Source organism: Wohlfahrtiimonas chitiniclastica DSM 18708 (genome assembly GCF_000375345.1).
Lineage (GTDB): Bacteria > Pseudomonadota > Gammaproteobacteria > Cardiobacteriales > Wohlfahrtiimonadaceae > Wohlfahrtiimonas > Wohlfahrtiimonas chitiniclastica.
In genome coordinates this window covers 38,037-63,667 of record NZ_AQXD01000001.1, presented here as the reverse complement: position 1 = coordinate 63,667, position 25,631 = coordinate 38,037, and the positions used below count along the sequence as shown (strand labels likewise).

Sequence of the window (25,631 nt, the reverse complement as noted above, 5' to 3'; positions counted from 1 at the left end):
GAAAGCCATTAGTATACCCAAGAAAAAAGCCCCTTTGCGGGGCTTTGTTGTTCAATGTTTCATCCACATTAGGATTTTTCTTTAATGGGCACTGCCACAAAGTAAGCATTTGAGCCTCTGTGCACCAATAAACGCACCACATCACCTTTTTTCACAGATGCAAGGGCTTGATTAAAATCTGCCACCGTCAAGATGTTCTGTCCATTGATCTGGCTGATGATGTCGCCATCACGAATGCCCACATCAGCTGCTGCGCCTTCTGTCACGCCACTGATCACCACGCCTTGCTGCACACTGTTTTGTGGCAATGCTTCCACGGTGATGCCCAAGAGATTGTGCGCACCATTTTGTGCCGTCACCGCCAATTGATCACCATCTACCGCCTTAATGTCCACGGTTAAGTTCTGTTTTTTGCCATGGCGTAAAATCTCTAATGTTGCCGGTTGATCCACTTTCGCACGGCTCACCAACACCGGTAATTCACTCGATGTATGAATCGTTTGACCATTGAAAGATAAAATCACATCGCCCACTTGAAGATCAGATTTTGCCGCAGGACCATTGGGCACAATGCTCGACACAATCGCCCCTTGGGGTTTATCCAAGTTAAAGGTTTTCGCTAAATCAGCATTCACATCTTGAATCTGTACGCCAAGCCAACCGCGCACCACTTTACCGTTTGATTGCAATTGCTGCACCACATCCATCGCTAAATCAATCGGAATGGCAAAGCTCACGCCCGCATAGCTGCCTGTACTGGTGTAAATTTGTGAATTAATGCCAATCACCTCGCCTTTTGTATTAAAGAGCGGACCGCCTGAGTTGCCTGGGTTAATCGCAGCATCGGTTTGAATGAATGGCGTGTAACTGTCACTTGGTAAATTGCGGCCAAGAGAACTGATGATGCCTTGCGTTGCTGTATAATCAAGCCCAAATGGCGAACCCACTGCCATTACCCATTGCCCCACTTTTAGATCTTTGACATCGGCAATTTTCACGGCCGGCAAGTTTTTCGCTTCAATTTGTAGCACCGCCACATCTGAGCGATCATCTTTGCCCACAAGTTTTGCTGGCAATTCACGGCGATCAGACAACTGCACCAAAATCTCATCAGCTTTACCCACCACATGGGCATTGGTGACAATTAAGCCATTTTGATCCACGATGAATCCTGAGCCACCGGCTTGCACAATGCGTTCACGCGGCTTTTGTGATCGTTGTCTTGGCTCACCAAAAAAGAATGAAAACGGATCGCGTTCATCAAAGAAAAAGGGAAAGCCTGGCATCGTTGGCACCTCTTCTTTACCTTTAACAGTGATGCTCACAATCGAGGATTTATTATTTTCAAACAATGTACTCCAATCGGGCAGCGTTTGTGAAACCGCAACACTCATCAGTAACAATGAGCCCATCACGCCCACATACACGCGCGCCATCCAAGGTTTTTTCATTAATGTGTCTCCTTATGGAAATTTTTATACAATCGTGATGAGTGCAGTATAGGTTCGTTTTTGCAAACATTCGTCATGAAAAGTAAATTTCTCGTAAATCAAAATGCTGGCAATGGTTCATTGACACAAAAGAAAATGCGCTTTTTCTTTTACATTAAAATCAATTTCCTATATAATTTTGAGCTTGGTGTTTTTTGATCTTTCAAAAAACGTTTTTATTTAATTAATTACTAATTGGGGTGATGTTTAATGCCTTCCGTCAAGATTCGTGACAATGAACCTTTTGACGTAGCTCTGCGTCGTTTTAAACGTGCTTGTGAAAAAGCTGGCGTTATCGCGGACGTACGTGCACGTGAATTCTTTGAAAAACCAACCGCAGAGCGTAAGCGCAAGGCTGCCGCTGCTCAGAAACGCCATTATAAGCGTATCATGCGTGATTCAATTCATCGTAAACGCTTATACTAATACAATTTTATTGCATTAGAACGTTTCAAAAAAAGCCTCAGATTTCTGAGGCTTTTTCCATTTTATGGATTCAATTCATTTCAACTGATTTACGTTACTCTTCATCCATGATCATGCTCCTTATGAAATTAACGCCGCAGGAAAATGGTCAATCACAGACAAATCAACATTTGGGGTAAAGATTTTTGTCTCAATGTCCGTAATGCCAAAACTCGTTAAACGCGCACAATGCATCTCTTTATAGGCTTCTAATGATTCATAATCACTAAACGCATACCAACCGCCTGCGCGCGAAGTTGCTGCATTCTCTGTCCAAATTTTCCAAATGAGTCCGTTTGTGCCGGCAATGTCTTGCGCCAATGGCTTGTACGCTTCGCTCATTTCTGCACCAAATGGCCCTTCTGTATGGAAATCAATTTGCATTAAATAGACTGTCATCGTGATCTCTCCTTTTCTCTAATATACGCTTTAATTTCATTAAAAGCTGCCAACTACCATAAAATTCATAAAATTGACAGCGTGAGCATTTAGTATGCTAAAATGCTTGATCTCATTTTTTCACAACCATTCACTGATAAGGGCTTACTCAAGTGATCGAAAAATTACGCAATATTGCGATTATTGCCCATGTTGACCATGGCAAAACCACTCTCGTTAACCAACTCCTTAAACAATCCGGCACATTCGACCCACGCATGCAAGTGGCCGATCGTGTGATGGACTCAGGACAAATCGAGAAAGAACGCGGCATCACTATTTTGGCAAAAAACACAGCGATCAATTGGAATGATTATCGCATCAACATCGTAGATACTCCAGGACATGCTGACTTCGGCGGCGAAGTTGAACGTGTATTGTCCATGGTTGACTCTGTTTTATTATTAGTGGATGCGGTTGAAGGCCCGATGCCTCAAACACGCTTTGTGACACAAAAAGCATTCGCAATGGGCTTTAAGCCAATCGTTGTGATCAACAAAATTGACCGCCCTGGCGCTCGTCCTGATTGGGTATTAGATCAAACGTTTGACTTGTTTGATAAATTAGGTGCAACTGAAGAACAATTAGACTTCCCTGTGATCTATGCATCAGGCTTAAGCGGCTTTGCTGGCAATACACCCGATGTGCGTGATGGCGACATGACAGCTTTATTTGAAGCGATCGTTAAACACGTTGATGCACCTAAAGTTGAAGTGGATGCACCATTCCAATTACAAGTTTCTTCATTAGATTACAACTCTTATGTGGGCTTAATTGGTGTGGGCCGTATTCAACGTGGTCAAATCAAAACAAACTCACAAGTGACAATCATTGACCGTGAAGGCAAAAAACGTAACGGTAAAATTCAAAAAATCTTGGGCTTCCATGGCTTAGATCGTGTTGAGTTTGAATCTGCACAAGCGGGCGACATCATCTGTTTCACAGGGATCGATCCTTTATTCATCTCTGATACATTGTGTGATCCTGCGCATCCTGAAGCGTTGCCACCATTGACAGTGGATGAACCAACTGTTTCGATGTCTGTACAAGTGAATACGTCTCCATTTGCGGGTAAAGAAGGTAAGTTTGTCACATCTCGCCAAATCAAAGAGCGTTTAGAAAAAGAATTGTTACACAACGTTGCATTGCGCGTTGAAGACACTGAAGATCCTGATCGCTTCAAGATCTCTGGCCGTGGTGAGCTTCATTTATCTATCTTAATCGAAACCATGCGTCGTGAAGGCTTTGAAATGGCTGTGGGTCGCCCTGAAGTTATCTTTAGAGAAGAAAATGGCGTTAAAGTTGAACCTTATGAAACTTTGACCTTTGACATCGAAGAAGATCACCAAGGTAAAATCATGGAACAAATGGGCATTCGCTTCGGTGAATTGACCAACATGGTTCCAGATGGTAAAGGCCGCATTCGTTTAGAATACATGATCCCATCTCGTGGTTTGATCGGTTTCCAAACTGAATTCATGACATTAACAAGTGGTACAGGCTTAATGTTCCATAACTTTGATCATTACGGTCCTTACAAAAAAGGTGAAGTGGGTCAACGTTTGAACGGTGTATTGATCTCCATCGGTACAGGTAAAGCCTCTGCGTACTCATTGTTCAACTTACAAGATCGTGGTCGCTTATTCATTGGCCATGCTGAAGAAGTGTATGAAGGTCAGTTGATCGGTATCCATTCACGCGACAATGACTTAACTGTGAACCCATTGAAGGCAAAACAGTTAACAAACATGCGCGCCTCAGGTACGGATGAAGCATTGACATTAACGCCACCGATCCGCATGACGTTAGAACAAGCCATCGAATTCATTGATGACGATGAGTTGGTTGAAGTGACACCTAAATCCATCCGTTTACGTAAAAAATACTTAACGGAAAATGATCGTAAACGTTTTGCTCGTGCTTCTAAAGATGCATAATGCTTAACGCAAGATGATAAAAAAGCGATCCATTGGATCGCTTTTTTGTTGCCTCAATCTTTATTTAACTCAAAATCATCATCAAATAGGCACCAAAAATCACAAGGTGCGCAACGCCATCGACCTGATTGGTGCGCCCACTGGCAAACGTTGCCTGACAGAGAATAAAAATCCCGATCAACAGCATCGCATCCACCAAATCAAGGCCTAACACAATGTTGTTGCCTGTTAATAATGAGATGATCACCACGGCAGGCACTGTCAAGGAAATGGTCGCCAACACGGAACCAAAATACATATTAATGGCGCGCTGTAAATCATTGGCCAAAACCGCACGAATCGCACCTAAGCCTTCCGGTGCGAAAATCAAGATCGCCACAATTAAACCGGTTAATGCTTTCGGTGCCTCTAAATTACCAAGCAATGTTTCAAGCGGTGTTGAATCCACCTTTGTGATGGCCACCACAGAGATCAAATGCACCACCAACCATACGCCATGCCAAATGTTTGAATGGGGCGAGGGTACGCCTTNATGATCCTCATCCTGATCTTCATGCTCATAAATGAACAAGTTTTGATGGGTTTTGGTTTGAATGATCAAAAACACTGCATACAAAACGGCAGATAAAAATGCCACCACCAACAATTGACCATTGCTATAAGTGCCCGATGGCAATACGCTTGGCAAAATGAGCACCACAAACACCAATGGAATGATGCCCGTTAAATATTGCGTGACGCCTGCTAAGTTCACATGTTGCGTTCTAAATTTGCGTCCACCTAACAATAAGGAAACCCCAACAAAGCCGCTCGTAACCAACATAATGAGTGAATAAAGCGTATCCCGCATCAATGTGGCATATGGGCTGACGCCACCATTTTCCGCAGCTGAGCTGCCAGAGGTCATCACCGCGGTGATTAAACTCACCTCTAAAATCACCACCGACAAGCTTAAAATCAATGAACCATAAGGCTCACCTAAACGGTGTGCAAAGATGTCCGCATGGCGCACCACACTGAATGCACTGTATAAAATGGCACCTAAAGAAATTAGGTTAATCACCACCAAAAATGGCGTGGATGTGGTGTTTTTAAAAATAACATCAAAAATAATCACCGCGACGGCTAAAAGTACAGCGTACTCTTTGTGACGCGTGCCTTGATTTTCAATGACTTGTTCTTCTTTTTTGATCATGTCATGTTCCCCTTGTACGTATTTTGCGCGATTATATACCACGCAATTCATTGTACAAAAGTTTTTTTGCAAAATTTGAATGATTTGATGAATTTTTTTTATTTTCATAAAAAAACCCAGTATTTTAACTGGGTTTTTCTGCATGTTCGTAATTTAAGACCACTTAGAATGGAATGTCATCCTCAAATGTATCATTATCAAATGCTGGCTGTACGGACGGCTTTGGTGCCGCAGGTTGCTGCTGTGGTGCTGCATTTTGATAATTTTGCTGTTGCATTGGCTGTTGTGCTTGACCACCATAACCGCCACCTTGATGATTTTGCTGACCATAATCATTTTGTGCGCCATAATCGCCTTGAGCACCATCCATTGCGCCCTTACGATCTAGCATCTGCATGGTGCCTGACATGTTTACAACGATTTCTGTGGTGTAACGATCTTGACCAGACTGATCGGTCCATTTACGGGTTTGCAATTGCCCTTCAATGTAGACCAAAGAGCCTTTACGCAAATATTGTCCTGCAATGTCTGCCAATTTACCGAAGATCACCACACGGTGCCATTCGGTGCGTTCTTGTGGCTGACCTGAGTTGCGATCTTTCCAGCTCTCAGATGTTGCAATTGTCATGTTCGCAACTGCATTGCCATTTGGCATATATTTTACTTCAGGATCACGACCTAAATGACCTAACAAAATGACCTTATTAATTCCGCGCGCCATAATCTTTCCTTCACTCTGAAAACTAATTGACTACTATACTTGATTTTGTGCTAAATCTCACGTTGCTTTGATTTATTTTACTTCAAAGTAACTGATCTTTAATGACCCTAAACGCTCTTTAATCGCATTCAATTCCTTATCTGAAAAGGGACCTAAATGCACACGATAAACGGTTTTTTGGGCATTGTTTTTGCCTTGAATGATGCGAGGGGCAAAGCCATACTGCGACAATTTTGCTTGCTGTTTTTCCGCCTCTTTTTGAGAAATGAAACTACCAATTTGCAAAATACGCGTTTTCTTTGCCGTTTGCTGTGGGGTAGGTTTTTCTTGACGCACACTCACTTTTTGTGTGCTCTCTAGCACCAAAGGCGCCATTTTAACAGGCTGATTATTTTTAGGTGACTCTGGCTTGAGTGCCACTTTCGTATCTGTTTTTGTGGGCTGCACCACACTCTCTAACTGCAACTGCGGTGGTTTATTGACATTATCAATCATGATGCCGCCAAACTTATCTTCCGCCCGCAAATTCAGGGAGCGCTCTTCAAGCTGCGTATAAAAGTTATACTCTTTTGCCCCTTCAAAATCTTCATCCGATAAAGGCTTGATCACCTTTTTCTTGGCGGCTTTTTGCTCTTTAAGCAGTTGAGCTGCCGCTTCTTTGGCCTGTTTTTTCTCAGCACGATGCGCCTGCCAAGCTGAAAATCCCCCCGGACCTAACGTCATCGCGGCAAGGATCACTGTGACAATAATCAAGCGTCGATTCGCCTGCGCCCGTGGACTTTTCTCCCCGGGCGAAAGCGGATTGTGACTCAGTTTTTCAGCTTGTTTTTTCACGTTGAACATCGCAAAACTACATTTTATGAGGCGCTGTTAATCCTAATAGGTGTAAACCATTGGCAATCACTTGTTTTGCCGAGGATAAAAGGTAAAGCTTCGCATCTTGCAATGCTTGATCATCCGTTAAAATACGGATCGCTTTGCCCTCTTCATCTTTTGCATTGTAATAACTGTGCACAGCACCTGCCAATTCTTGCAAATAAGCAGCAATTAAATGCGGTGCATTGTTATTGTTTGCAGAGATCACCATTTCAGGGAAACGAGAAATCACGCGCATCAATTCATAATCTAATTCAGTGTCTAAACGATCAACATGCGCTTTGGCACTGTTGGCATCAAACGCTTGTTGTTTAGAACGCTCATCTAACAATGAACAGATGCGAGCATGAGCATATTGAATGTAGTACACAGGGTTTTCCGAAGATTGGCTGCGGGCTAAATCAATGTCAAACTGCAATTGTGAATCGGGTTTACGCGCCACTAAGAAGTAACGGGTGGCATCTTTGCCCACTTCATCGATCAAATCACGAAGTGTCACATAGCTGCCGGCACGTTTAGAGATTTTCACCTCTTGACCATCACGCATCACAAGCACCATTTGGTGCAATACGTAATCTGGCCAACCTTTTGGCACACCGATTTCTAAGGCTTGTAAACCTGCGCGAACGCGAGCAATCGTACCGTGATGGTCCGCGCCTTGTTCATTGACCACACGTTTAAAGCCGCGTTCCCATTTATTGCGATGGTATGCCACGTCTGGCACAAAGTAGGTGTATCCACCCTCTTTTTTACGCATGACTCGGTCTTTATCATCCCCAAAGTCTGTGGTTCTTAACCACAATGCGCCATCTTGCTCATAGGTAAAGCCATTGTTTGTCAATTCTGTCACTGTTTTTTCAACAGAACCATCTTTATACAAAGAGGATTCTAAGAAAAAGACATCAAAATTCACATCAAAGGCTTTTAAATCCAAATCTTGCTCATGACGCAAATACGCCACGGCAAATTCACGGATGTTTGCTAAATCTTCTTTATCACCAGTTGCTACGATGCTGCGATCATCTGCTTGCACAGTTTTTTTCGCAAGAAAATCGTTGGCAATGTCCATGATGTAATCACCGCGATAACCATCGGCTGGCCAGGATTCATCTTCAGGCGTTTGACCATCGATGCGTGCTTTTACAGACAACGTTAAGTTATCAATTTGTGCACCGGCATCATTGTAGTAAAACTCTTTGGTCACCTCATAACCATTGGCCGCCATAATGCGCGCTAAGGAGTCACCCACAGCGGCACCACGACCGTGCCCAACATGCAAAGGACCGGTGGGATTTGCAGAGACGAACTCCACTTGTACTTTATCCCCTTGCCCAATGGTGTTGTGGCCATAGCGATCTGTCTTAGCATGGACCTCGTTCAATTCATTGAAGTAAGCTTGTTTTGCCAATGTAAAGTTCATAAAGCCTGCGCCAGCGACCGCTACGTTTTCAATCATCGGATTGCTTGGCAATGCGGCAATTAACATATCCGCGATTTGTCGTGGTGACTTTTTAAGGTCACGAGCGAGCATCATGGCTAAGTTACTGGCAAAGTCACCATGCGCCACATCACGTGTGCGCTCGATGCTTAAAGCAATTTTTTCAGAAGGAATGTTGAGATTTTCAGTGCTGTTTAATGTCTCCACAGCACTGTGTAACGCGGATTCTATGATAGTTTTCATTGGTTCTTAATTAATGCTGATTGAATTTAGATAAAAGGCTTTGCATCTTCTCATCGAGATTTTGCGGTGCAGCCTTACTCTCTTCTTGAGCTTTAGGGGCTTTAAACTCTTTTTTCACAAAAGGTTTAGCAGCGCCTTGAGGTTTTGCTCTGTGTCTTGGTTTTTGCGTATTCGCTTGCTTTTTCTCAGCGATTTGCGCTTTCTTTTCAGACAAGCGTTTGGCCTTCTCAGGCTTATTTTTCGCTAACCAAGCTTCGATTTTTGCAATTTCTGCACGCGCCGCTTCTTTTTGCTCTTCGGTGATCTCTTCGGCTTGTGTGCCATCTAAGTTCAAACGATGAGATGCAAACACCAAGGCGTTTTGATAACGCAATTGACGCGTGTAGTTGAACATCGCTGCGCGCAAGGTCATGGAGTTAAAGCCCCATTCAGCCACAATCGGTTGCAATACTTTATGCATACCAATGGCTAAAGGCACCGCTCGACCTTGCCCAGCTTTCGGGAAAATGGCTGGATATTCTGCGGACAAACGCGCTAACAACTCATTCACAGCTTGTTGCTTTTGTTTGAGTTTTTCACGCTTTAATTGCGCTTGATTATCAACTGCCTCTGTTGGCAATTCTACAGCTTCAGTTGTATCCATTAAGTTTTGTTTTTCTTCTGTCATGACATTAAACGATTGTTAAATATAGTAAAAAGTAGATTAAAAAAGGCGTCGTCACGCCCATGCCCCGCCATTTTATAGTATCTATGAAATAATTGCATTACTATTCCATAATTCCTTAGTATAATTATTCGTATTTATCTTATTTCAAACCATAATTAGAAGGATTTTGTATGGCACGTAAAAAGCTGTCGGTCTTATTGCCCTTGTCGCTATTATGCTTCTCTTCCTTTGCAACGATGTCACATGCACAAAAATCAAATACACAATACACAGATCAAATTGCATTAGTGGTTGATAACCAAGCCATCACCCGCAAAGAGTTCAATTCAGCATTAGCACAAGCACGCGCAGAGTTCCGCGGCATGGGGTTAAGTGAGCAAGCCATTAAAGATGAAGTGGTCAAAACCCTTGCCATCAATAAGATCATGGAAAGCATTGCAAACAACGCAGGGATCGAAATTTCGGACATGATGGTGGATGATGCCATCCGCGACATTGCCTCTCGAAATGGCGCAACCGTTGCAGACCTTAAAGCCTATTTGCAATATCAAGGCATTCCTTTTAATCAATTTAGAGAAAACATCCGCAAACAAATCATGTCTGCTGAGCTTCGCAATCAAATGATGCGCTCCATTCGCGTCACGGATGATGAAGTGGACATTTACATGCGCTCTGATGAATTTAAACAATTACAAAAGCAGCTCGCAAACAGCAAAACGCCCAACGTGAAAGTGCGCCACATTTTAGTGCGTGTCGATAACGACACCACTGAAAAAGAGGCCAAATTGCGCATTGATCGCTTACATGAACGTTTAGCGGCAGGCGAAGGTTTTGAAGAGATCGCTAAAGCGCAATCCCAAGATCCTGTGTCTGCGGCTAAAGGTGGTGAAATTGGTTGGGTTGCGCCCGGTCAATTGGTGCCAGAATTTGAAAAAACGATGCTTGCCCTAAAAGTGGGCGAAACCAGTAAACCTGTGCGCACGCCGTTTGGTTATCACATCATTCGCGTTGAGGACAAAAAAGTGGGTTTACCGGATGAATCGCAAATCAAAAACATTGCCAGAGATTATTACTACCGCAAAAAAGCCGGTCAGCAATACAGCCTATGGCAAGACAAAATGCTATCCGACGTATACATAGAGAGACGTTTCTAACCGTGACAAATGAATATCTACAACTTGTGCGCCATCATCAGGCGCGCAAACGTTTTGGTCAAAACTTTTTAATTGACTATCCTTTAATCATCCAATTGTTTCAAAGCATCCGCGCAGAACCTAATGACCATCTCATCGAGATTGGCCCAGGTTTAGGCGCCTTGACGCGCCCTTTATTGACCGTGCTCAATGAACTCACCGTCATCGAACTTGACCGCAATTTGATTCCCATTTTATCTGAGCTCGACAAACTCAACATCATCCATCAAGATGTATTGACGGTGGATTTTCGCACCCTCAAAACCGATGAGCGTAAACTCAGAATTGTGGGCAACTTGCCTTACAATATCTCAACGCCCATCATTTTCCATCTCTTAGCGGTTGCTGATGTCATTCAAGACATGCATTTTATGCTACAAAAAGAGGTGATCGATCGCATGGCCGCCACGCCAGATGACAGTGAATATGGCCGTCTTTCTGTGATGGTGCAGCGTTATTGTCAAGTGATTCCACTTTTGACCATTCCACCAACGGCATTTAACCCTGCCCCAAAAGTGATGAGTCAATTTGTGCGCTTAGTGCCGTATGAAAAAGATCCTTATGGCATTGAGTCGGATGAGTGTTTTTATGATGTGGTCAAATGCGCCTTCACCATGAAGCGCAAAACCCTTCGCAATACTTTAAAGCCGCTCTTTACCCAAGAAGAGATCGAAGCGTGTGGCATTGATGCCTCTTTACGCGCTGAGAAACTCTCTGTGGCAGATTTTGCAACACTCTCTAACCATCTCTTTCATAAACAATCGCAGTCATAATCTATTAAAGGATCGAATATGGATGAAAAAATTTTGGGGGTTGTGGATTTAGGCTCAAACAGTTTTCATTTAGCCATCGTGCAGGAAGATAACGGCCGCTTAGTGGTGATCGACCGCATGAAAAGCATGGTGCAACTGGCTTATGGTTTAACACCCGAGAAATTGATTCATCCAAATACGCGTGAAAAAGCCCTCACTTGTCTTGCTCAATTTGGCGAGCGTTTGGCGGAAATTGATCGCAAAAATATTCGTGTGGTGGGCACAAATACTTTACGCCAACTCAAAGATCCTTCATTCATGCGTGAAGCGGAAGCCGCCCTTGGCGTACCGATTGAGATCATCTCTGGTAAAGAAGAGGCGCGCCTCATCTATCTTGGCGTGATTCAATATGTGGATCTGCATGATCAGCTTGCCCTTGTCATTGACATTGGCGGCGGCAGTACGGAGCTTGTGCTCGGTGATAAAGATAAATTATTGCGCTCTTCAAGCTTAGAAGTGGGCTGTGTTCGCCTGGCTAAGCAGTTCTTTTTTGATGATAAAATCTCCAAAAAACAGGTGCATGCTGCAGCGTTGTATCTCGAAACGGAGTTGCAGCCGCTGCATCCTCATTTAACCTCTGATCCTTGCCAATATTTTGGGGCCTCTGGCACCATTCGCACCCTGCGCGAAATGATTGAGCAAGAAAACTTAGGCGAAGAGGAGATCACAGCCACAGCGCTCAAAAAGCTACTAAAAATCCTCTTATCTCTTGGCACAGTGCGCGCGATCGAACGCCGCTTTGATCTGACCACAGAGCGCGCCCGCGTCATTTGTTCTGGCTTATTAATCCTCAAAGCCGTGATGGAAAAATTCAATTTAGAAGTGGTTCAACCTGTGGATACTGCCCTTCGTGAAGGCATGGTGCTCGATTTACTTGGGCGCATTCATAAAGAAGACATGCGGGATTTAACCATCGAAAGCTTGGTGCACCGCTTTGGCGCGAACATTGAGCAGGCTAAACGCGTTGAAGCCACATCCCTTTATATGGTGGATAAAATTGAGCTAAGTGCGCCCTATTTAACCAGTCCGCGCCGTTATTTAGGCTGGGCATCATTATTGCATGAAATTGGGCTCGCGATCTCTTACCATCGCCATTATAAGCACAGCGCCTATTTGGTGGAACATGCTGATTTAGATGGCTTTAGCCGCACGGATCAAAAGATTTTGGCGGCCATTTTATACAATCATAAGCGCCGCTTTAATCCAGATGATTTTGAGTATCTGCCAGATTTCACCATTCCATTGACGCTGATTTTGCGCATCTCTGTCCTTTTACACCGCAGCCGTGAGCCACAGCCGATGCCAGAGTTTGATTTTCAATATGCTAAAAAGAAAATCACCCTCACCTTCCCACCCCATTGGTTAGATGAGCATCCGCTCATTCAGCAAGATTTACAGCTTGAGCGCGATTGGCTCAAAGAGGCTGGCATTAAGATTGAGTGGGAATAAGAAACCCCAATCCATGATTGGGGCTCGTGATTTATGCAACTTTTTCTAGGCGTATCGGAATGTTTTTATAAGCAGGAATGCCAGATTGTTCATCGATGCTTTCAATCGGTAATAAATTATTAGCCTCAGGAAAATAGGTCGCGGCACAACGATCAGAAATGGCATGAATCACCACTTCTAAATGATCTAACCTGCGATCGGTCGCCTGACCATTAACATCTAACGCAATCACATTGACGCGATCCCCTGCTTTTAGCCCCTGAACTTCTACTTCATGGGCACTTAAAAACAGTACATCCCGCGTACCAAAAACACCGCGATAACGATCATTGTAACTATAAATCGTTGTATTGTATTGATCATGGCTGCGCACTGTTGCCAGCACCAACTCACTGTTAAAGGCAGATTTTGGATCCTCAATGATGCCATCGGTGGGAATAAAGTTCGCTTTACCACTTTTGGTGTGCCACACGCGACGCGCTGCAGCATTGTCTAAATGAAAACCGCCTGACACTTTGATCTTTTCATTATAATCCGTGAATAGATTGGGGAATACTGCACCCATTGCATCGCGAATTTTGCTGTAATCCGCCACAAACTCATCCCATTCGACTTTTGTGTTTGGCAAGGTTGCCTTCGCCATGCCTGCCACAACAGCACACTCACTCATCACATCATCACTGACCGGTTTTAACACTCCACGCGATGCATGCACCATGGACATTGAATCCTCCACCGTCACCGCTTGTGCCCCAGTGGCTTGTACATCCACTTCCGTACGGCCAAGCACAGGGAAAAGATACGTATGTTTTGCCGTCAATAAGTGCGAGCGATTGAGTTTCGTTGCCACATGCACTGCAAGATCTAAACCTTTCATGCCTGCATACGTTTTATCATGATCCGCCATCGCCACAGCTAAATTGCCGCCCATGCTGATTAACGCTTTAGATCGACCTTCATAAATGGCTTGCATACTCGCCACAACGGCATGCCCCCAATCTTTAGGTGGTTTAAAACCAAAGCGTTTCTCAATGTTCGCTAAAAACTCGGCACTCGGTTTTTCCGTAATGCCCACCGTGCGATCACCTTGCACATTTGAATGCCCACGAAGCGGACACAATCCTGCACCGGGTTTGCCGATATTACCTTTCAATAACAATAGATTAATGAGCTGCTGAATATTATGGGTGCCATGCTGATGCTGCGTAATGCCCATACCATAACAAATGATGGTGCGCTCAGATTGTATGTAGAGTTCTGCAATCTCATTCATCACCGCTTTTGACAAACCTGCGATCCGCTCTAAATCCACCCAATCACTGTTTAACACATCGGCTTTGACCGCATCATAACCCATTGTATGTTCTGCAATAAAATCTAGATCTAAAATGGCAGGCTCACCTTTTGCCATCGCCGCATCATGTTTTTCAATCACAAGGCGCATGATGCCTTTCATTAATGCAGTGTCACCACCGACGCGCACTTGATAATAGTGAGGCGGCGTGGCTAAAGGGACTGCGTGATCTGTCAACATTTCGACAGGATTTTGTGGATAGATGAATTTTTCAAGCCCACGTTCTCGCATGGGATTGATCGCGACAATGGTGGCACCGCGTTCTGACACTTTTCGCAATGTATTGAGCATTCTTGGGTGATTCGTGCCGGGATTGTGCCCGATGCACATCACTAAATCTGCTTGTTCAAAATCTTCTAACAGCACTGTGCCTTTACCTACGCCAATGGATGCTGCAACGCCAACGCTTGTCGGTTCATGGCACATGTTAGAACAATCAGGAAAATTATTGGTGCCATATTCACGGGCATACAATTGAAATAAGAATGCGGCTTCATTTGAGGTGCGCCCTGAGGTGTAAAATTCCACCACATTTGGATCATCATAACCACGCATGATGGCGCCAATCTCTTCAAATGCCGTTTGCCACTCTATGGCTTGATAAGTATCGGTTTGGGCATCATATTTCATCGGATGCACCAAACGGCCAGCATCTTCTAATTGATAATCTGACCACGTTAATAATTCTGTAATTGTGTGCGCTTTAAAAAAATCGAGCGTGGCGCGTTTAGAGGTTGCCTCCCAAGAAACGGCCTTGGCACCATTTTCACAAATATTAAAAATTGGGGATTTTTTCGGATCTGGCCATGCACATCCTGGGCAATCAAAGCCTTGCGGTTTATTCATCTCAAACATTGCTTTGGCATCCTCACGGATCTCCATTTGCCCTTCAAGCGCTTTAACCACCGCTTTTAATGCACCCCAACCGCCGGCTGCGCCTGTATAGTTTTCTATTTTCTCTTTCATATCCAAACTCCCTAGCACCATTCAATCGGATGCTGATCTAGATAAATTAAAAATAAAACTTATATATAATTAGACACTATTTATTAAAATATTAACAATATAATTATTTAATCAGTTATCAAAGATAACAGGCACAAAAAAAGCGATCCGAAGATCGCTTTTGTCTGAATGATCAATGCATTATAGTGCTTTAATCTTCGCTAATTGTTGATTGAGTTCCGTCAATGTGTTTTCCATGTCTGCCAATTTCTCACGCTCTTTAGCCACCACAGCCGCTGGCGCTTTCGCAGTGAAGCCTTCATTAGACAATTTACCCGCCAATTGTTTGATGCTTGGCTCAAGCTTACCAATTTCGCGCGTTAAACGTGCCAACTCTTGCTCTTTGTCAATTAAACCTGCCAAAGGAATCAACAAGCGCATTTTACCCACAACCGCCACAGCTGATTCCGGCGCATTGCCTTCACAGGCTGTCAATGATTCTAAGCGGCCAATTTTAAGGGCAAACAACTCATTTTGTGCCAAACGGCGTACATCTTCTTCTGTGGCATTTTCATACAAGACTGGCAAGGGTTTACCTGGGGCAATGTTCATTTCTGCACGAATGCGGCGCACTTCAAGCAACACATTTTGTAACCATTCAATATCTGCTTCAAGCGCTTCATTGCGGGCATTAAAGCTTGGGAAACTTGCCGTCATGATGCTGTCAGAATCTTTAAAGACTGGCGCGATGGTCACCAATTTTTGCCAAATCTCTTCAGTGATGTATGGCATGAATGGGTGCAACATTTTGAGGATGCCATCTAACACGGACAACAATGTATAACGGGTTGCAGCTTTTTGCTCATCACTGAAATCGCCGTTTAACACAGGTTTTGTGAGCTCTAAATACCAATCACAGAACTCATTCCAGATGAAGTCGTACAATGCTTGTGTCGCTAAGTCAAAACGGTACTGAGCCACATGGCGCTCAACTTCTTCATTCACATGAGTGATGCGCGATAAAATCCAATCATCAATGTGTGAACGTGCTTCTGGTTGATCCGCAATCGCTTGACCTTCAGTGTTCATGAACACAAAGCGCGCCGCATTCCAGATTTTATTACAGAAGTTTGAATAACCTTCAACGCGACCGACATCAAAAATCACATCGCGGCCATTTGTGGCAAGTGCTGTGAATGTGAAACGAAGGGCATCTGTCCCGTAAGCTTTAATGCCATCTGGGAAGTTTTTGCGTGTGGATTTTTCAATGCGCTCTGCCATTTGTGGCTGCATTAAACCGGTGGTGCGTTTTTTCACCAATGTTTCTAAATCAATGCCATCGATCAAATCAATTGGATCGAGCACATTGCCTTTAGATTTACTCATTTTTTGACCATCTTGGTCACGCACTAAACCGTGGATGTAAATCTCTTTAAATGGAATCTCTTCCATAAAGTGCATTCCCATCATGATCATGCGTGCCACCCAGAAGAAAATGATGTCAAAACCCGTCACCAACACAGATGTTGGGTAGAAAGTTTTGAGCTCTTCAGTGTTTTCAGGCCAGCCCAATGTGGTAAATGGCCACAAAGCAGAGGAGAACCATGTGTCTAACACATCTTCATCTTGACGAAGATTGATGTCACCTAAATTGTATTTAGCACGCACTTCTGCTTCATCGTGCCCAACATAGACATTGCCGTCTTCATCGTACCAAGCCGGAATCTGATGCCCCCACCACAATTGACGAGAAATGCACCAATCTTGAATGTTATTCATCCATTCATAATACGTTTTGTCCCAGTTTTCTGGCACAAACTTAATCTTGCCGGACTTAACCACTTCAATGGCAGGTTTTGCCAATGTTTTTGCATCCACATACCATTGATCCGTTAAGTACGGTTCGATCACTTGACCAGTGCGATCCCCACGAGGAATTTTTAATGTGTGTGGTTCAATTTTTTCTAGTAAGCCTGCGGCTTCAAAATCTGCCACCACTTTTTTACGTGCCTCAAAGCGATCTAAACCACGATACGCTTCTGGCGCTTCATCGTTAATTTTCGCATCGGGCGTTAAAATGTTAATGAGCGGTAAATCATGGCGTTTACCCATTTCATAGTCATTAAAGTCGTGCGCTGGCGTGATTTTTACACAACCTGTCCCGAATTCTTGATCCACGTAATCATCTGCAATGATCGGAATTTGACGATCACACAAAGGCAAGTTGATCATTTTGCCCACTAAATGAGTATAACGCTCATCGTTTGGATTGACGGCAACAGCGCTGTCACCAAGCATCGTTTCAGGGCGCGTTGTGGCAACAATCATCACCTCATCCGTGCCATCGATTGGGTAACGCAAATGCCATAAAGAACCTTGCTCTTCGACAGATTCCACTTCAATGTCAGAGACTGCTGTTTTTAACACAGGATCCCAGTTCACTAAGCGCTGACCACGATAAATCAAACCTTGATCATAGAGATCCACAAACGTTTTCTTCACCGCTTCTGATAAACCCTCATCCATCGTAAAGCGCTCGCGTGACCAGTCGGCACTTGCGCCCATGCGACGTAATTGTTTGGTGATCATGCCACCGGATTGTTCTTTCCATTCCCAGATTTTTTCCACAAACTTGTTGCGGCCTAAATCATGACGTGTCAAACCTTGTTGGTTCAATTGGCGCTCAACCACCATTTGTGTGGCGATCCCTGCGTGATCCGTACCCGGTTGCCATAAGGTATTATCGCCTTTCATGCGATGATAACGGATCAAAAAATCCATGATCGTATCTTGGAAAGCATGCCCCATGTGCAAAGTACCCGTGACGTTTGGCGGCGGGATCACGATACAGTAAGCAGGTTTTGCAGTATCTCCTGACGCTTTAAATAATCCATTGGATTCCCAAAAATCGTACCACTTCGATTCAATTGCACTTGGCTGATATGTCTTTTCCATAATATCCCGATAAAATCGTTAATTAAAACCCTAAAAATCATTCATTCTAGCATTTTACACGCATAAAAAAACCCACTTACGTGGGCTTTTCTCAAATTATCCCAAAGGATTATTTTTCTAAAATGGTTTGGATCTTTTGTGCAACACCCATGCCCCATTGTTGGCCGATCATCATTGACTCTTGCATGATCACAGGTTGCTTTTCAATCATTTTCTTACCTGCTGGCGATTGATAGAACTCTAAGAATGCTTTAACGTCCGCTTCTGTGAACTCTTTTTGATACACAGGTACCAATAAATCAATCAATTGATCCACATTGAACTCTTTTTTCACTTCAGCGATTTGTGCATCCGTTGCGCCCATTTGTTTCAATTGGCCAATCAATTGTTCTAAAACCATTGTGCCCATATCCGCAGCACCTGTATCTGTGATCAATTGTTTAACGCTTTGTACAGAGGCGTCTTGAGCGAAAACAACAGGAGAGAACATTAATGATGAACCTAAACATACTGATAATAATAGTTTTTTCACGGTTTTATCCTTATATAAATGCCACAGGGCAGTTTTTATTGTAGCAAACAACTGCGACAAAATGACAACAATCCCATGAAAAAAATTCTCAATATTTTAACGGTTGTCCACTTTCTCTGGATAAAGATCATGATTCACAAGGCGCGTTTGGGCAAACTCAGCCCAAGAGGTATTAGGCTTGCCATAATTAACATAAGGATCAATGGAGATGCCGCCGCGTGGCGTAAATTTACCCCAGATTTCCATATAACGTGGATCTAATAAATCCACCAAATCATTGAGCATTTTATTGACGCAATCTTCATGAAAACTGCCGGTATTGCGAAAGCTAAAGAGATACAATTTTAAAGATTTACTTTCCACCATTTTTGTATCTGGAATGTAACTGATGTAGATCGTGGCAAAATCAGGCTGCCCCGTCATTGGACAAAGGGCTGTGAACTCTGGACAATTGAACTTCACAAACGTATTGCGATCCGGATGCGAGTTTGGAAAAGCCTCAAGCACCTTTGGATTGTATTGATCAGCATACTCAGTTTTTTGATTGCCAAGTAACGTTAAACCTTCTGTATTAGACATAAAAACTCCTTAGTTTTTTTGTGTGGGAGGATTGCGAACCACGGGAAAAATCACTCGGTATCCTAAACAATCACGCCATTAAAAGCAAAATTATTGGTGTGGTGATTGCGGAGAAAATTGTCGTTAACACGATGCTAGAAGCCACGGCATCTTCAATCACTTCAAATTTAATCGCCATCAAGTAAACATTCATGCCAACGGCAATTGAACCTAACAGTACAATGGCTTTAGTTTCAAAGGCAGGCAAACCAAGGGCTAATGCGCAAAGCCAAATGATGAGCGGATGCAAAATCAGTTTAAAAATCGTGATGCCAATACCAATCTTAAGCTTTGCGCCCAAACGATATTCCGCAAGCCCCATGCCAATTGATAGCAACGACAATGGCGCCACCATGTTCGAAAACATCGTGATGGTGCGACCCATAAAGTCCGGCATGGGCACTCTAAAATAGCTCACCAATAAGCCAAGCATGATGCCAATCACCACAGGATTACGCAGCACACCTTTTGTGGTGGCAATGATGCCACCTAAGGAAAATGAGCCATGTTCCACCCATTCAATGGAAAAAGAGACCAAACTCCAAAGGAGCAAGGCATTAAAAGTGATGATGAGGGCAGAAACGGCAATCGCATCGTCCCCCATAAACAGCATAATGATGGGAATGCCCACCATCACATTGTTAGAAAAAATGCCGCCAATGCCAAATACGGATGCTTCTTTAGCATTGAGCTTGAGAAATTTGCGCGACACAATCATCGCAATGAAATAGAGAATGAATGATCCGCCAAAGTACGCCAAAATGAGCTTAGGATCGACCTCTTGCTGCGTATGAAAGCGGCTCATCACACCAAAGAGCATGATGGGAATGGCAAGGTTGAATAAAAAACGCGTCAAACCACGCGTGAACTCTTTGGGCCATTTGCGCACACGCACTAAAAAATAGCCCGTTCCCATCAAAATGAAAAACGGCAGCAATGCATACACTTGCTGAAAAAAGGCAGTAATGAAGGCAGACATGAAAAGCCACTTAGAAAAAATAGAGGCTTTTACTCTAAACAAAGAATGGTCAAAAGCAAAATTTTAATCGCATCAAATTCATGACACCGCTGGCCATTAACACTTAATGACACAGCTTGACACTTCCCTGCACACGAAAAATACAAAGCATTATATAATCGCGACCGGCAGTTGATGCCCATAAACAACAATGATTAAACGAAACCATAGAATAGAGATTATTATGACAAAACTCATCCTTGCTTTAAGCCTCACAGGCGTTCTTTGTGCCTGTTCAACCATGAATACTAATCATATTAAACATTCAACACAAACAGATGCAATACAAACCAGCTATATGGTTGAGCCGAGCGGTGGCACAGAATATGACTTATATTTTGAAGAAGCGTTAAAAACAGCCTTAAAAAATGCACACATCGATGAACAAAGCATCACCTATGACACCATTATCAAATATGATATCAATATGGATGAAGGCAGTCGCGCCCTTCGCTATTTTGTGGGTTTTGGCACAGGCAAAGCACGTGCTTTGATAGAAGTTAAAATCATTAATCGCAAAGATCATAAAGAACTTGCCACACTTCATTCAGAAGCGACATTATCCATGGGCGCATTCGGCGGTGATACTAAAGGGATTTTAAATGATGCTGCCATCGACATCGTACAAAAAATTAAACTCATGAATATTTTCAAACGTGCAGGTGCAAAAATTTAATCCTATCATTTAAATGATGTGGCAACTGCCACATCATCCCATAATCTCTTGGCGGAACATAAAAAAGACTGCGCCCAATAAACACAAGCCCGCCCAAATGTAATCTAAGCGAAACGGCTCTTTGAGCACAAAGAGCGAAAACGGAATGAAGACCGATAAACTCAACACTTCTTGGATGATTTTAAGTTGCCCGGCGCTTGCCACTTCATAGCCAATGCGGTTTGCGGGCACTTGTAGAAGATACTCAAAAAGCGCAATCCCCCAACTGACAAACGCCGCAAATACCCATGCGCGCGAGTGCATAAATTTTAAATGCCCATACCAAGCAAACGTCATAAAAACATTGCTCAATGTTAATAAGCCAATGGTGATGGCTAAAGGGTGAATCGTCATGGTGACCTCTTTCATTACGCTTTGGACGTGTTATGATTTCACATCCATCATCTTTAGGAGGTACTGTATGTCCATTGAAGAAAATATTCAAACCCTTTGGTCACAAAAATTTCCCACACAACATGGCGAGGTGTCACTGTCTGACATTGCAGCAACCCATGACAAAATCGTGCTCTATTTTTATCCCAAAGATAATACGCCGGGCTGCACCACAGAAGCGGGCGACTTTGAGGCCAATTTAGCGGCTTTCACAGCGCTCAATGCCGCAGTTATTGGGGTATCACGCGATTCTGTCGGCTCACATCAAAAATTTGTGGATAAATTGAACCTCACATTTACACTCATTTCTGATAAAGAGAGCATCATTTGCAATGCCTTTGATGTGATCAAAGAGAAAAATCTCTATGGCAAAATTGGCTTTGGCGTTGAACGCAGCACCTTTGTGCTCGATCAAACAGGCAACATTCTCCATGAATGGCGCAAAGTCAAAGTTCCTGAACATGTGCAAACCGTTTTAAAAACCTTACAAGGTTAAGCACTCAAAGCCTCGCAAATGCGAGGTTTTTTAATGCAAATGCCTGCACAATGATTAGGCATTGAAAATTGAGTTAATGATTAAATCATTAAGTTAGCATCATTTTCAGCCAAAGCGCTGCATGATCCTGAGAATTATCGGCAAATCAACGCAATAGAATTTAATAATAACGCCGCATACATTATACTAGTGAGCAGAATCATGAGGGTGGTTCAAGGAATTATTTGTAAAAATAAATTACGCTTTTAGACAAATATCGACTACAATTGTAGTCGATAGTTTTTGTATGGTGGACAATGTCTCATATTAAAATTACCAAAACTGAATGGGAAGTGATGCGCGTGCTCTGGACTCAAGGCGAGTGCTTGAGCAATGAGGTGATCTCAGTGTTGTCAGAAAAACATGACTGGAAACCGTCAACGGTTAAAACTTTGATCTCTCGTTTAGCGAAAAAAGGGTACGTCGGTAAACATGCTGATGGCAATCGTTACCGCTATTACCCCACCATCTCTGAAAAAGAGTCCCTTCAGAGAACCCGAGCGGAACTCGCTCACCACATTTGCTCCACAAAAATGGGCAAATACATTGCGGCGCTGATTGAGGAGAATCCTCTCTCTCACCAAGATGTGGAATTAATCGCTGCGGCGGTGCAACAAAAACGCAAATTTGCTTTATGCAAAGTGCCTTGTAACTGTGTGAAAGGACAATGCCAATGCTCTGATGCTTGTTGCCCGAATAAGTAGCCTTAAGAATTTTTTAAGGAGTTGATATGCAAAACATCACATTGTCAGTGCCAGATATTAGCTGTGGCCACTGCACTTCATCCATTGAAAATGGTTTATCAAAACTTACGGGCGTTGATGCCGTCAGCGCAGATGTTGCCACAAAAACCACCCATGTCACTTTTGATGATGCCACCCTCTCCATCAATGACATCCTTGACGCCCTTGATGATCTTGGGTTTGAAGCAACGGTGATCTAATCATGACGGCAAATGAATCCATCCACCAAGTGACATTTGCCATCACAGGAATGACCTGCACCAATTGCTCAGGACGCATCGAAAAGATTCTCAATAAAAAAGCAGGCATCCACCATGCATATGTCAATTTCGCCAGTGAAAAGGCCATCGTTGCATTTGATCCCACCCTCATTTCCCCTAAAGAGATCGGCACATTCATAGAAAATGCTGGCTTTGGGGCAATTGTGGATCTTAAAGAGAATCATGCTGAAGTTGAGGCAATGCATCAAGCGTCCCTCAATCAACTTAAACGTGAGCTCATCATCAGTGCCCTATTGTCTGCCCCAATGGTGATCGGCATGATCGCGATGATGTTCAATCATCATGCGCCGTGGGTGAGCTTTGTGCACAATCCTTGGATGCAACTCATTTTAACAACCCCCATCCAATTCTTCATTGGCGCACGCTTTTACAAAGGCGCTTATGAATCCTTGGTCAATGGTTCTGCCACGATGGATGTTTTGGTCGCCACCGGCACCACCAGCGCCTATTTACTGAGCGTGTATAACGGATTTTTTGGCAACGCCAATCATCTCTATTTTGAGGCCAGTGCCGTGGTCATCACCCTCATTTTGATGGGCAAATATTTAGAGAACATTGCCAAATCTAAAACCAATTCTGCCCTTAAAAAATTACTGGATTTACAGCCTAAAACGGCGCTGTTACTCATTGATGGGCAGACAAAAGAAATGCCCATTGAGCTCATTAAAGTCAATGATCAGATCCTCATTCAACCGGGGCGCAATATTCCTGCCGATGGCGTTGTCATCGCTGGGCAATCAGCCATTGATGAGAGCATGCTCACGGGCGAAAGTTTACCGGTGGATAAAGTCATTGGCAGTCCGCTTTATAGCGGCACCATCAACCAAACAGGCACATTAACCGCACAAGTCACTAAACCAAGTGGGGACAGCACCTTAGCGCGCATCATTGCTTTAGTGGAAGCGGCTCAAGGCAGCCGCGCACCCATTCAAAAATTAGCCGATCGCATCTCTGCCATTTTTGTACCTGCTGTGGTCACAATAGCACTCATTGCCCTACTCATCACTTGGCTCATCACGCAAGATATTTCCACTGCCATCATTCATGCTGTGTCTGTATTGGTGATTGCTTGCCCATGTGCGCTAGGTTTAGCAACACCCACCGCGATTATGGTGGGCACAGGCGTCGGCGCACGCCACGGCATTTTGATCAAAAATGGCGAAGCCCTCGAAACGGCTGCCCATGTCAATGCCGTTGTGCTCGATAAAACAGGCACTCTAACGGAAGGTAAACCTGTGGTGATAAGTTTTAAAGACTTCACAAGCGATGGTTCTGCCTTACAAATTCTGGCGGTTTTAGAGGCGCTCTCTGAGCATCCTTTAGCCACCGCGATGGTCAATTATGCCAAAGCGCAAGGCATTGAACCTGTCAATGTGAATGCATTTGAATCCTTAACAGGCTTTGGTTTGACTGGCATCATTGATGGCACACGCTATTATGTGGGTGCAAAGCGCCTGATGACGCAGCAGCGCATCGATGTTTCCGAACATATTGACGCCATTACCGCCTTAGAGCATCAAGGCAAAACAGTGATGATGCTGAGCTCAGAAACAACGCTCCTTGCCATCATTGCGGTGGCTGATGCGTTAAAAGCCACAACGCCTGATGCGATTGCGCGTTTACAATCTCGCGGCATTGCCGTTTATATGATGACCGGTGACAATGCCCGCACTGCGCGTTACATTGGCGCAAAAATTCAGTTGGATGAGGCACACATTTTTGCAGAAGTTTTGCCGGAAGATAAAGCCAATTATGTGAAAAAATTGCAGGATCAAGGACTCACCGTTGCGATGATTGGCGATGGTATGAACGATGCGCCTGCCCTTGCTCAAGCAGACATTGGCATTGCCATGGGCACAGGCACAGACATTGCGATGGAGAGCGCGGACATCACCATCATGAATGGGGATCTTACGAACATTGATCGCACCTTACAACTCTCGCAAGCAACCATGCACAAAATTCGTCAAAACCTCTTTTGGGCATTTTTATATAACACCATCGGCATTCCATTTGCGGCGCTTGGTTTACTCACGCCCATCATTGCAGGCGCTGCCATGGCGATGAGTTCTGTGTGTGTGCTGACCAACTCATTGCTGCTCAATCGTAAAAAGCTATGATTCACTCATCAAAAAAGCGGTCTATTGACCGCTTTTTTAATACCATAATGTTACTTATGATCTTTCAATTCAAAGGTCAATTGTGTTTTGCCTTCAGATAACACTAAGCGCTGACCATCATTGTGCAATGTCGCCGTTGCGCCTTTTTCAAGCAATTGCCCAATGGTTTGATCTAATTGATTTAACGTGGCATCTGCACAGAATTTACGCGTCATGCCCACGCCTTTAGCCGTCAATACGCCCTCTTTAATGGCGCCTTGCCCAAAGAAGTTATTGCACATTGCACCCGATAGATGCATTTTCTCACCAAACTCAATGTTCGGCGCCATTTCATTGGCGGCGGTTTTGTACGCTTTACCATCGATGGCAACCAATACATAATTGTGGTGCTCTAAATCTTGTGCGGTGGCAATTTTGCCGTCATGATCTGTCATTGTGTGTGAACATCCTGCGGTTAAAAGAAGAACTGCGGCTGAAAGTAATAATTTTTTCATACGA

Annotated in this window: 24 protein-coding genes and 1 riboswitch; of the genes, 10 read left to right on the top strand and 14 right to left on the bottom strand. The window is 43.8% G+C overall.

Features of this window, described 5'->3' with window-relative positions; all coding sequences use genetic code 11:
- Positions 1-68: 68 nt before the first annotated feature.
- The gene (locus tag B143_RS0100310) at positions 69-1,451 is read right to left on the bottom strand and encodes a Do family serine endopeptidase (RefSeq protein WP_018121709.1); all 1,383 of its coding nucleotides are present in this window, start codon (positions 1,449-1,451) and stop codon (positions 69-71) included.
- Positions 1,452-1,700: 249 nt separating this feature from the next.
- Here B143_RS0100310 and rpsU point away from each other — a divergent pair, with 249 nt between their 5' ends.
- Positions 1,701-1,916, top strand: coding sequence for a 30S ribosomal protein S21 (gene rpsU / locus B143_RS0100300; protein ID WP_008316464.1), 216 nt, complete (start codon positions 1,701-1,703; stop codon positions 1,914-1,916).
- A gap of 120 nt (positions 1,917-2,036) precedes the next feature.
- Here the strand turns inward: rpsU and B143_RS0100295 are convergent, their stop codons facing one another.
- Positions 2,037-2,354, bottom strand: coding sequence for a monooxygenase (locus tag B143_RS0100295; RefSeq protein ID WP_008316463.1), 318 nt, complete (start codon positions 2,352-2,354; stop codon positions 2,037-2,039).
- Between the two features lie 152 nt (positions 2,355-2,506).
- On the opposite strand from B143_RS0100295, the gene typA reads away from it, so the two are divergent.
- Positions 2,507-4,330 carry a translational GTPase TypA gene (gene typA / locus B143_RS0100290; protein ID WP_008316462.1) on the top strand — a complete coding sequence of 608 codons (1,824 nt, stop codon included), beginning with the start codon at positions 2,507-2,509 and terminating at the stop codon, positions 4,328-4,330.
- A 64-nt stretch (positions 4,331-4,394) separates the two neighbouring features.
- Here the strand turns inward: typA and B143_RS0100285 are convergent, their stop codons facing one another.
- From B143_RS0100285 to B143_RS0100265, 5 genes are all read right to left on the bottom strand, one after another.
- Positions 4,395-5,525 (bottom strand): calcium:proton antiporter, encoded by a 1,131-nt coding sequence (locus B143_RS0100285; RefSeq protein WP_051063860.1) that lies wholly within the window; start codon positions 5,523-5,525, stop codon positions 4,395-4,397.
- Positions 5,526-5,688: 163 nt separating this feature from the next.
- On the bottom strand, positions 5,689-6,249 hold the full coding sequence (gene ssb / locus B143_RS0100280; protein WP_026165637.1) for a single-stranded DNA-binding protein: 561 nt from the start codon (positions 6,247-6,249) through the stop codon (positions 5,689-5,691).
- A gap of 69 nt (positions 6,250-6,318) precedes the next feature.
- The gene (locus tag B143_RS0100275; RefSeq protein WP_018121707.1) at positions 6,319-7,089 is read right to left on the bottom strand and encodes an SPOR domain-containing protein; all 771 of its coding nucleotides are present in this window, start codon (positions 7,087-7,089) and stop codon (positions 6,319-6,321) included.
- Positions 7,090-7,096: 7 nt separating this feature from the next.
- Positions 7,097-8,803, bottom strand: coding sequence for an arginine--tRNA ligase (gene argS / locus B143_RS0100270; protein ID WP_008316458.1), 1,707 nt, complete (start codon positions 8,801-8,803; stop codon positions 7,097-7,099).
- Positions 8,804-8,813: 10 nt separating this feature from the next.
- Positions 8,814-9,470, bottom strand: a complete 657-nt coding sequence (locus B143_RS0100265; RefSeq protein ID WP_008316455.1) for a ProQ/FinO family protein — start codon at positions 9,468-9,470, stop codon at positions 8,814-8,816.
- A gap of 170 nt (positions 9,471-9,640) precedes the next feature.
- On the opposite strand from B143_RS0100265, the gene B143_RS0100260 reads away from it, so the two are divergent.
- The 3 genes from B143_RS0100260 to B143_RS0100250 are packed head-to-tail and all read left to right on the top strand — an operon-like array spanning position 9,641 to position 12,924.
- Positions 9,641-10,624: a peptidylprolyl isomerase gene (locus B143_RS0100260; RefSeq protein ID WP_018121706.1), complete on the top strand. Its 984-nt coding sequence runs from the start codon at positions 9,641-9,643 to the stop codon at positions 10,622-10,624.
- Between the two features lie 2 nt (positions 10,625-10,626).
- The gene (rsmA, locus tag B143_RS0100255) at positions 10,627-11,436 is read left to right on the top strand and encodes a 16S rRNA (adenine(1518)-N(6)/adenine(1519)-N(6))-dimethyltransferase RsmA (protein WP_018121705.1); all 810 of its coding nucleotides are present in this window, start codon (positions 10,627-10,629) and stop codon (positions 11,434-11,436) included.
- A gap of 18 nt (positions 11,437-11,454) precedes the next feature.
- The gene (locus tag B143_RS0100250; RefSeq protein ID WP_008316450.1) at positions 11,455-12,924 is read left to right on the top strand and encodes a Ppx/GppA phosphatase family protein; all 1,470 of its coding nucleotides are present in this window, start codon (positions 11,455-11,457) and stop codon (positions 12,922-12,924) included.
- Between the two features lie 31 nt (positions 12,925-12,955).
- Here B143_RS0100250 and B143_RS0100245 read toward each other — a convergent pair whose 3' ends face one another.
- The 5 genes from B143_RS0100245 to B143_RS0100225 form a co-directional block, all read right to left on the bottom strand.
- Entirely contained in the window at positions 12,956-15,244 is a 2,289-nt protein-coding gene (locus tag B143_RS0100245) for an FdhF/YdeP family oxidoreductase (RefSeq protein WP_018121704.1), read from the bottom strand.
- 180 nt (positions 15,245-15,424) lie between these two features.
- Complete coding sequence (locus B143_RS0100240) at positions 15,425-18,178, bottom strand: valine--tRNA ligase (protein ID WP_018121703.1); 2,754 nt, start codon at positions 18,176-18,178, stop codon at positions 15,425-15,427.
- Between the two features lie 109 nt (positions 18,179-18,287).
- The gene (locus B143_RS0100235; RefSeq protein ID WP_008316447.1) at positions 18,288-18,710 is read right to left on the bottom strand and encodes a DUF2059 domain-containing protein; all 423 of its coding nucleotides are present in this window, start codon (positions 18,708-18,710) and stop codon (positions 18,288-18,290) included.
- 96 nt (positions 18,711-18,806) lie between these two features.
- Complete coding sequence (queF, locus tag B143_RS0100230; RefSeq protein WP_008316446.1) at positions 18,807-19,289, bottom strand: preQ(1) synthase; 483 nt, start codon at positions 19,287-19,289, stop codon at positions 18,807-18,809.
- A 3-nt stretch (positions 19,290-19,292) separates the two neighbouring features.
- Positions 19,293-19,337: riboswitch (PreQ1 riboswitch) on the bottom strand.
- A 22-nt stretch (positions 19,338-19,359) separates the two neighbouring features.
- The gene (locus B143_RS0100225; protein ID WP_018121702.1) at positions 19,360-20,307 is read right to left on the bottom strand and encodes an AEC family transporter; all 948 of its coding nucleotides are present in this window, start codon (positions 20,305-20,307) and stop codon (positions 19,360-19,362) included.
- 223 nt (positions 20,308-20,530) lie between these two features.
- On the opposite strand from B143_RS0100225, the gene B143_RS0100220 reads away from it, so the two are divergent.
- Positions 20,531-21,022: a DUF4410 domain-containing protein gene (locus B143_RS0100220; protein WP_018121701.1), complete on the top strand. Its 492-nt coding sequence runs from the start codon at positions 20,531-20,533 to the stop codon at positions 21,020-21,022.
- A 33-nt stretch (positions 21,023-21,055) separates the two neighbouring features.
- Here B143_RS0100220 and B143_RS0100215 read toward each other — a convergent pair whose 3' ends face one another.
- Positions 21,056-21,409: a DMT family protein gene (locus B143_RS0100215; RefSeq protein ID WP_026165636.1), complete on the bottom strand. Its 354-nt coding sequence runs from the start codon at positions 21,407-21,409 to the stop codon at positions 21,056-21,058.
- Between the two features lie 73 nt (positions 21,410-21,482).
- On the opposite strand from B143_RS0100215, the gene B143_RS0100210 reads away from it, so the two are divergent.
- From B143_RS0100210 to B143_RS0100195, 4 genes are all read left to right on the top strand, one after another.
- On the top strand, positions 21,483-21,950 hold the full coding sequence (locus B143_RS0100210) for a peroxiredoxin (protein WP_018121699.1): 468 nt from the start codon (positions 21,483-21,485) through the stop codon (positions 21,948-21,950).
- A 296-nt stretch (positions 21,951-22,246) separates the two neighbouring features.
- On the top strand, positions 22,247-22,693 hold the full coding sequence (locus B143_RS0100205; protein ID WP_008316438.1) for a CopY/TcrY family copper transport repressor: 447 nt from the start codon (positions 22,247-22,249) through the stop codon (positions 22,691-22,693).
- A gap of 26 nt (positions 22,694-22,719) precedes the next feature.
- A complete protein-coding gene (locus B143_RS0100200) occupies positions 22,720-22,932 on the top strand; it encodes a heavy-metal-associated domain-containing protein (protein WP_018121698.1) in 213 nt (70 codons plus the stop codon).
- A 2-nt stretch (positions 22,933-22,934) separates the two neighbouring features.
- Positions 22,935-25,133: a heavy metal translocating P-type ATPase gene (locus B143_RS0100195; RefSeq protein ID WP_018121697.1), complete on the top strand. Its 2,199-nt coding sequence runs from the start codon at positions 22,935-22,937 to the stop codon at positions 25,131-25,133.
- A 50-nt stretch (positions 25,134-25,183) separates the two neighbouring features.
- On the opposite strand, the gene B143_RS0100190 is transcribed toward B143_RS0100195, so the two are convergent.
- The gene (locus B143_RS0100190) at positions 25,184-25,627 is read right to left on the bottom strand and encodes an META domain-containing protein (protein WP_018121696.1); all 444 of its coding nucleotides are present in this window, start codon (positions 25,625-25,627) and stop codon (positions 25,184-25,186) included.
- Positions 25,628-25,631: the final 4 nt, after the last annotated feature.

Coding starts and splice junctions, on each gene's coding strand:
- B143_RS0100310 (WP_018121709.1), bottom strand. CDS start 1,451: ATGAAAAAACCTTGGATGGCGCGCGTGTATGTGGGCGTGATGGGCTCA.
- rpsU (WP_008316464.1), top strand. CDS start 1,701: ATGCCTTCCGTCAAGATTCGTGACAATGAACCTTTTGACGTAGCTCTG.
- B143_RS0100295 (WP_008316463.1), bottom strand. CDS start 2,354: ATGACAGTCTATTTAATGCAAATTGATTTCCATACAGAAGGGCCATTT.
- B143_RS0100275 (WP_018121707.1), bottom strand. CDS start 7,089: ATGTTCAACGTGAAAAAACAAGCTGAAAAACTGAGTCACAATCCGCTT.
- argS (WP_008316458.1), bottom strand. CDS start 8,803: ATGAAAACTATCATAGAATCCGCGTTACACAGTGCTGTGGAGACATTA.
- B143_RS0100265 (WP_008316455.1), bottom strand. CDS start 9,470: ATGACAGAAGAAAAACAAAACTTAATGGATACAACTGAAGCTGTAGAA.
- B143_RS0100260 (WP_018121706.1), top strand. CDS start 9,641: ATGGCACGTAAAAAGCTGTCGGTCTTATTGCCCTTGTCGCTATTATGC.
- B143_RS0100250 (WP_008316450.1), top strand. CDS start 11,455: ATGGATGAAAAAATTTTGGGGGTTGTGGATTTAGGCTCAAACAGTTTT.
- B143_RS0100245 (WP_018121704.1), bottom strand. CDS start 15,244: ATGAAAGAGAAAATAGAAAACTATACAGGCGCAGCCGGCGGTTGGGGT.
- B143_RS0100240 (WP_018121703.1), bottom strand. CDS start 18,178: ATGGAAAAGACATATCAGCCAAGTGCAATTGAATCGAAGTGGTACGAT.
- queF (WP_008316446.1), bottom strand. CDS start 19,289: ATGTCTAATACAGAAGGTTTAACGTTACTTGGCAATCAAAAAACTGAG.
- B143_RS0100225 (WP_018121702.1), bottom strand. CDS start 20,307: ATGTCTGCCTTCATTACTGCCTTTTTTCAGCAAGTGTATGCATTGCTG.
- B143_RS0100220 (WP_018121701.1), top strand. CDS start 20,531: ATGACAAAACTCATCCTTGCTTTAAGCCTCACAGGCGTTCTTTGTGCC.
- B143_RS0100210 (WP_018121699.1), top strand. CDS start 21,483: ATGTCCATTGAAGAAAATATTCAAACCCTTTGGTCACAAAAATTTCCC.
- B143_RS0100205 (WP_008316438.1), top strand. CDS start 22,247: ATGTCTCATATTAAAATTACCAAAACTGAATGGGAAGTGATGCGCGTG.
- B143_RS0100200 (WP_018121698.1), top strand. CDS start 22,720: ATGCAAAACATCACATTGTCAGTGCCAGATATTAGCTGTGGCCACTGC.
- B143_RS0100195 (WP_018121697.1), top strand. CDS start 22,935: ATGACGGCAAATGAATCCATCCACCAAGTGACATTTGCCATCACAGGA.
- B143_RS0100190 (WP_018121696.1), bottom strand. CDS start 25,627: ATGAAAAAATTATTACTTTCAGCCGCAGTTCTTCTTTTAACCGCAGGA.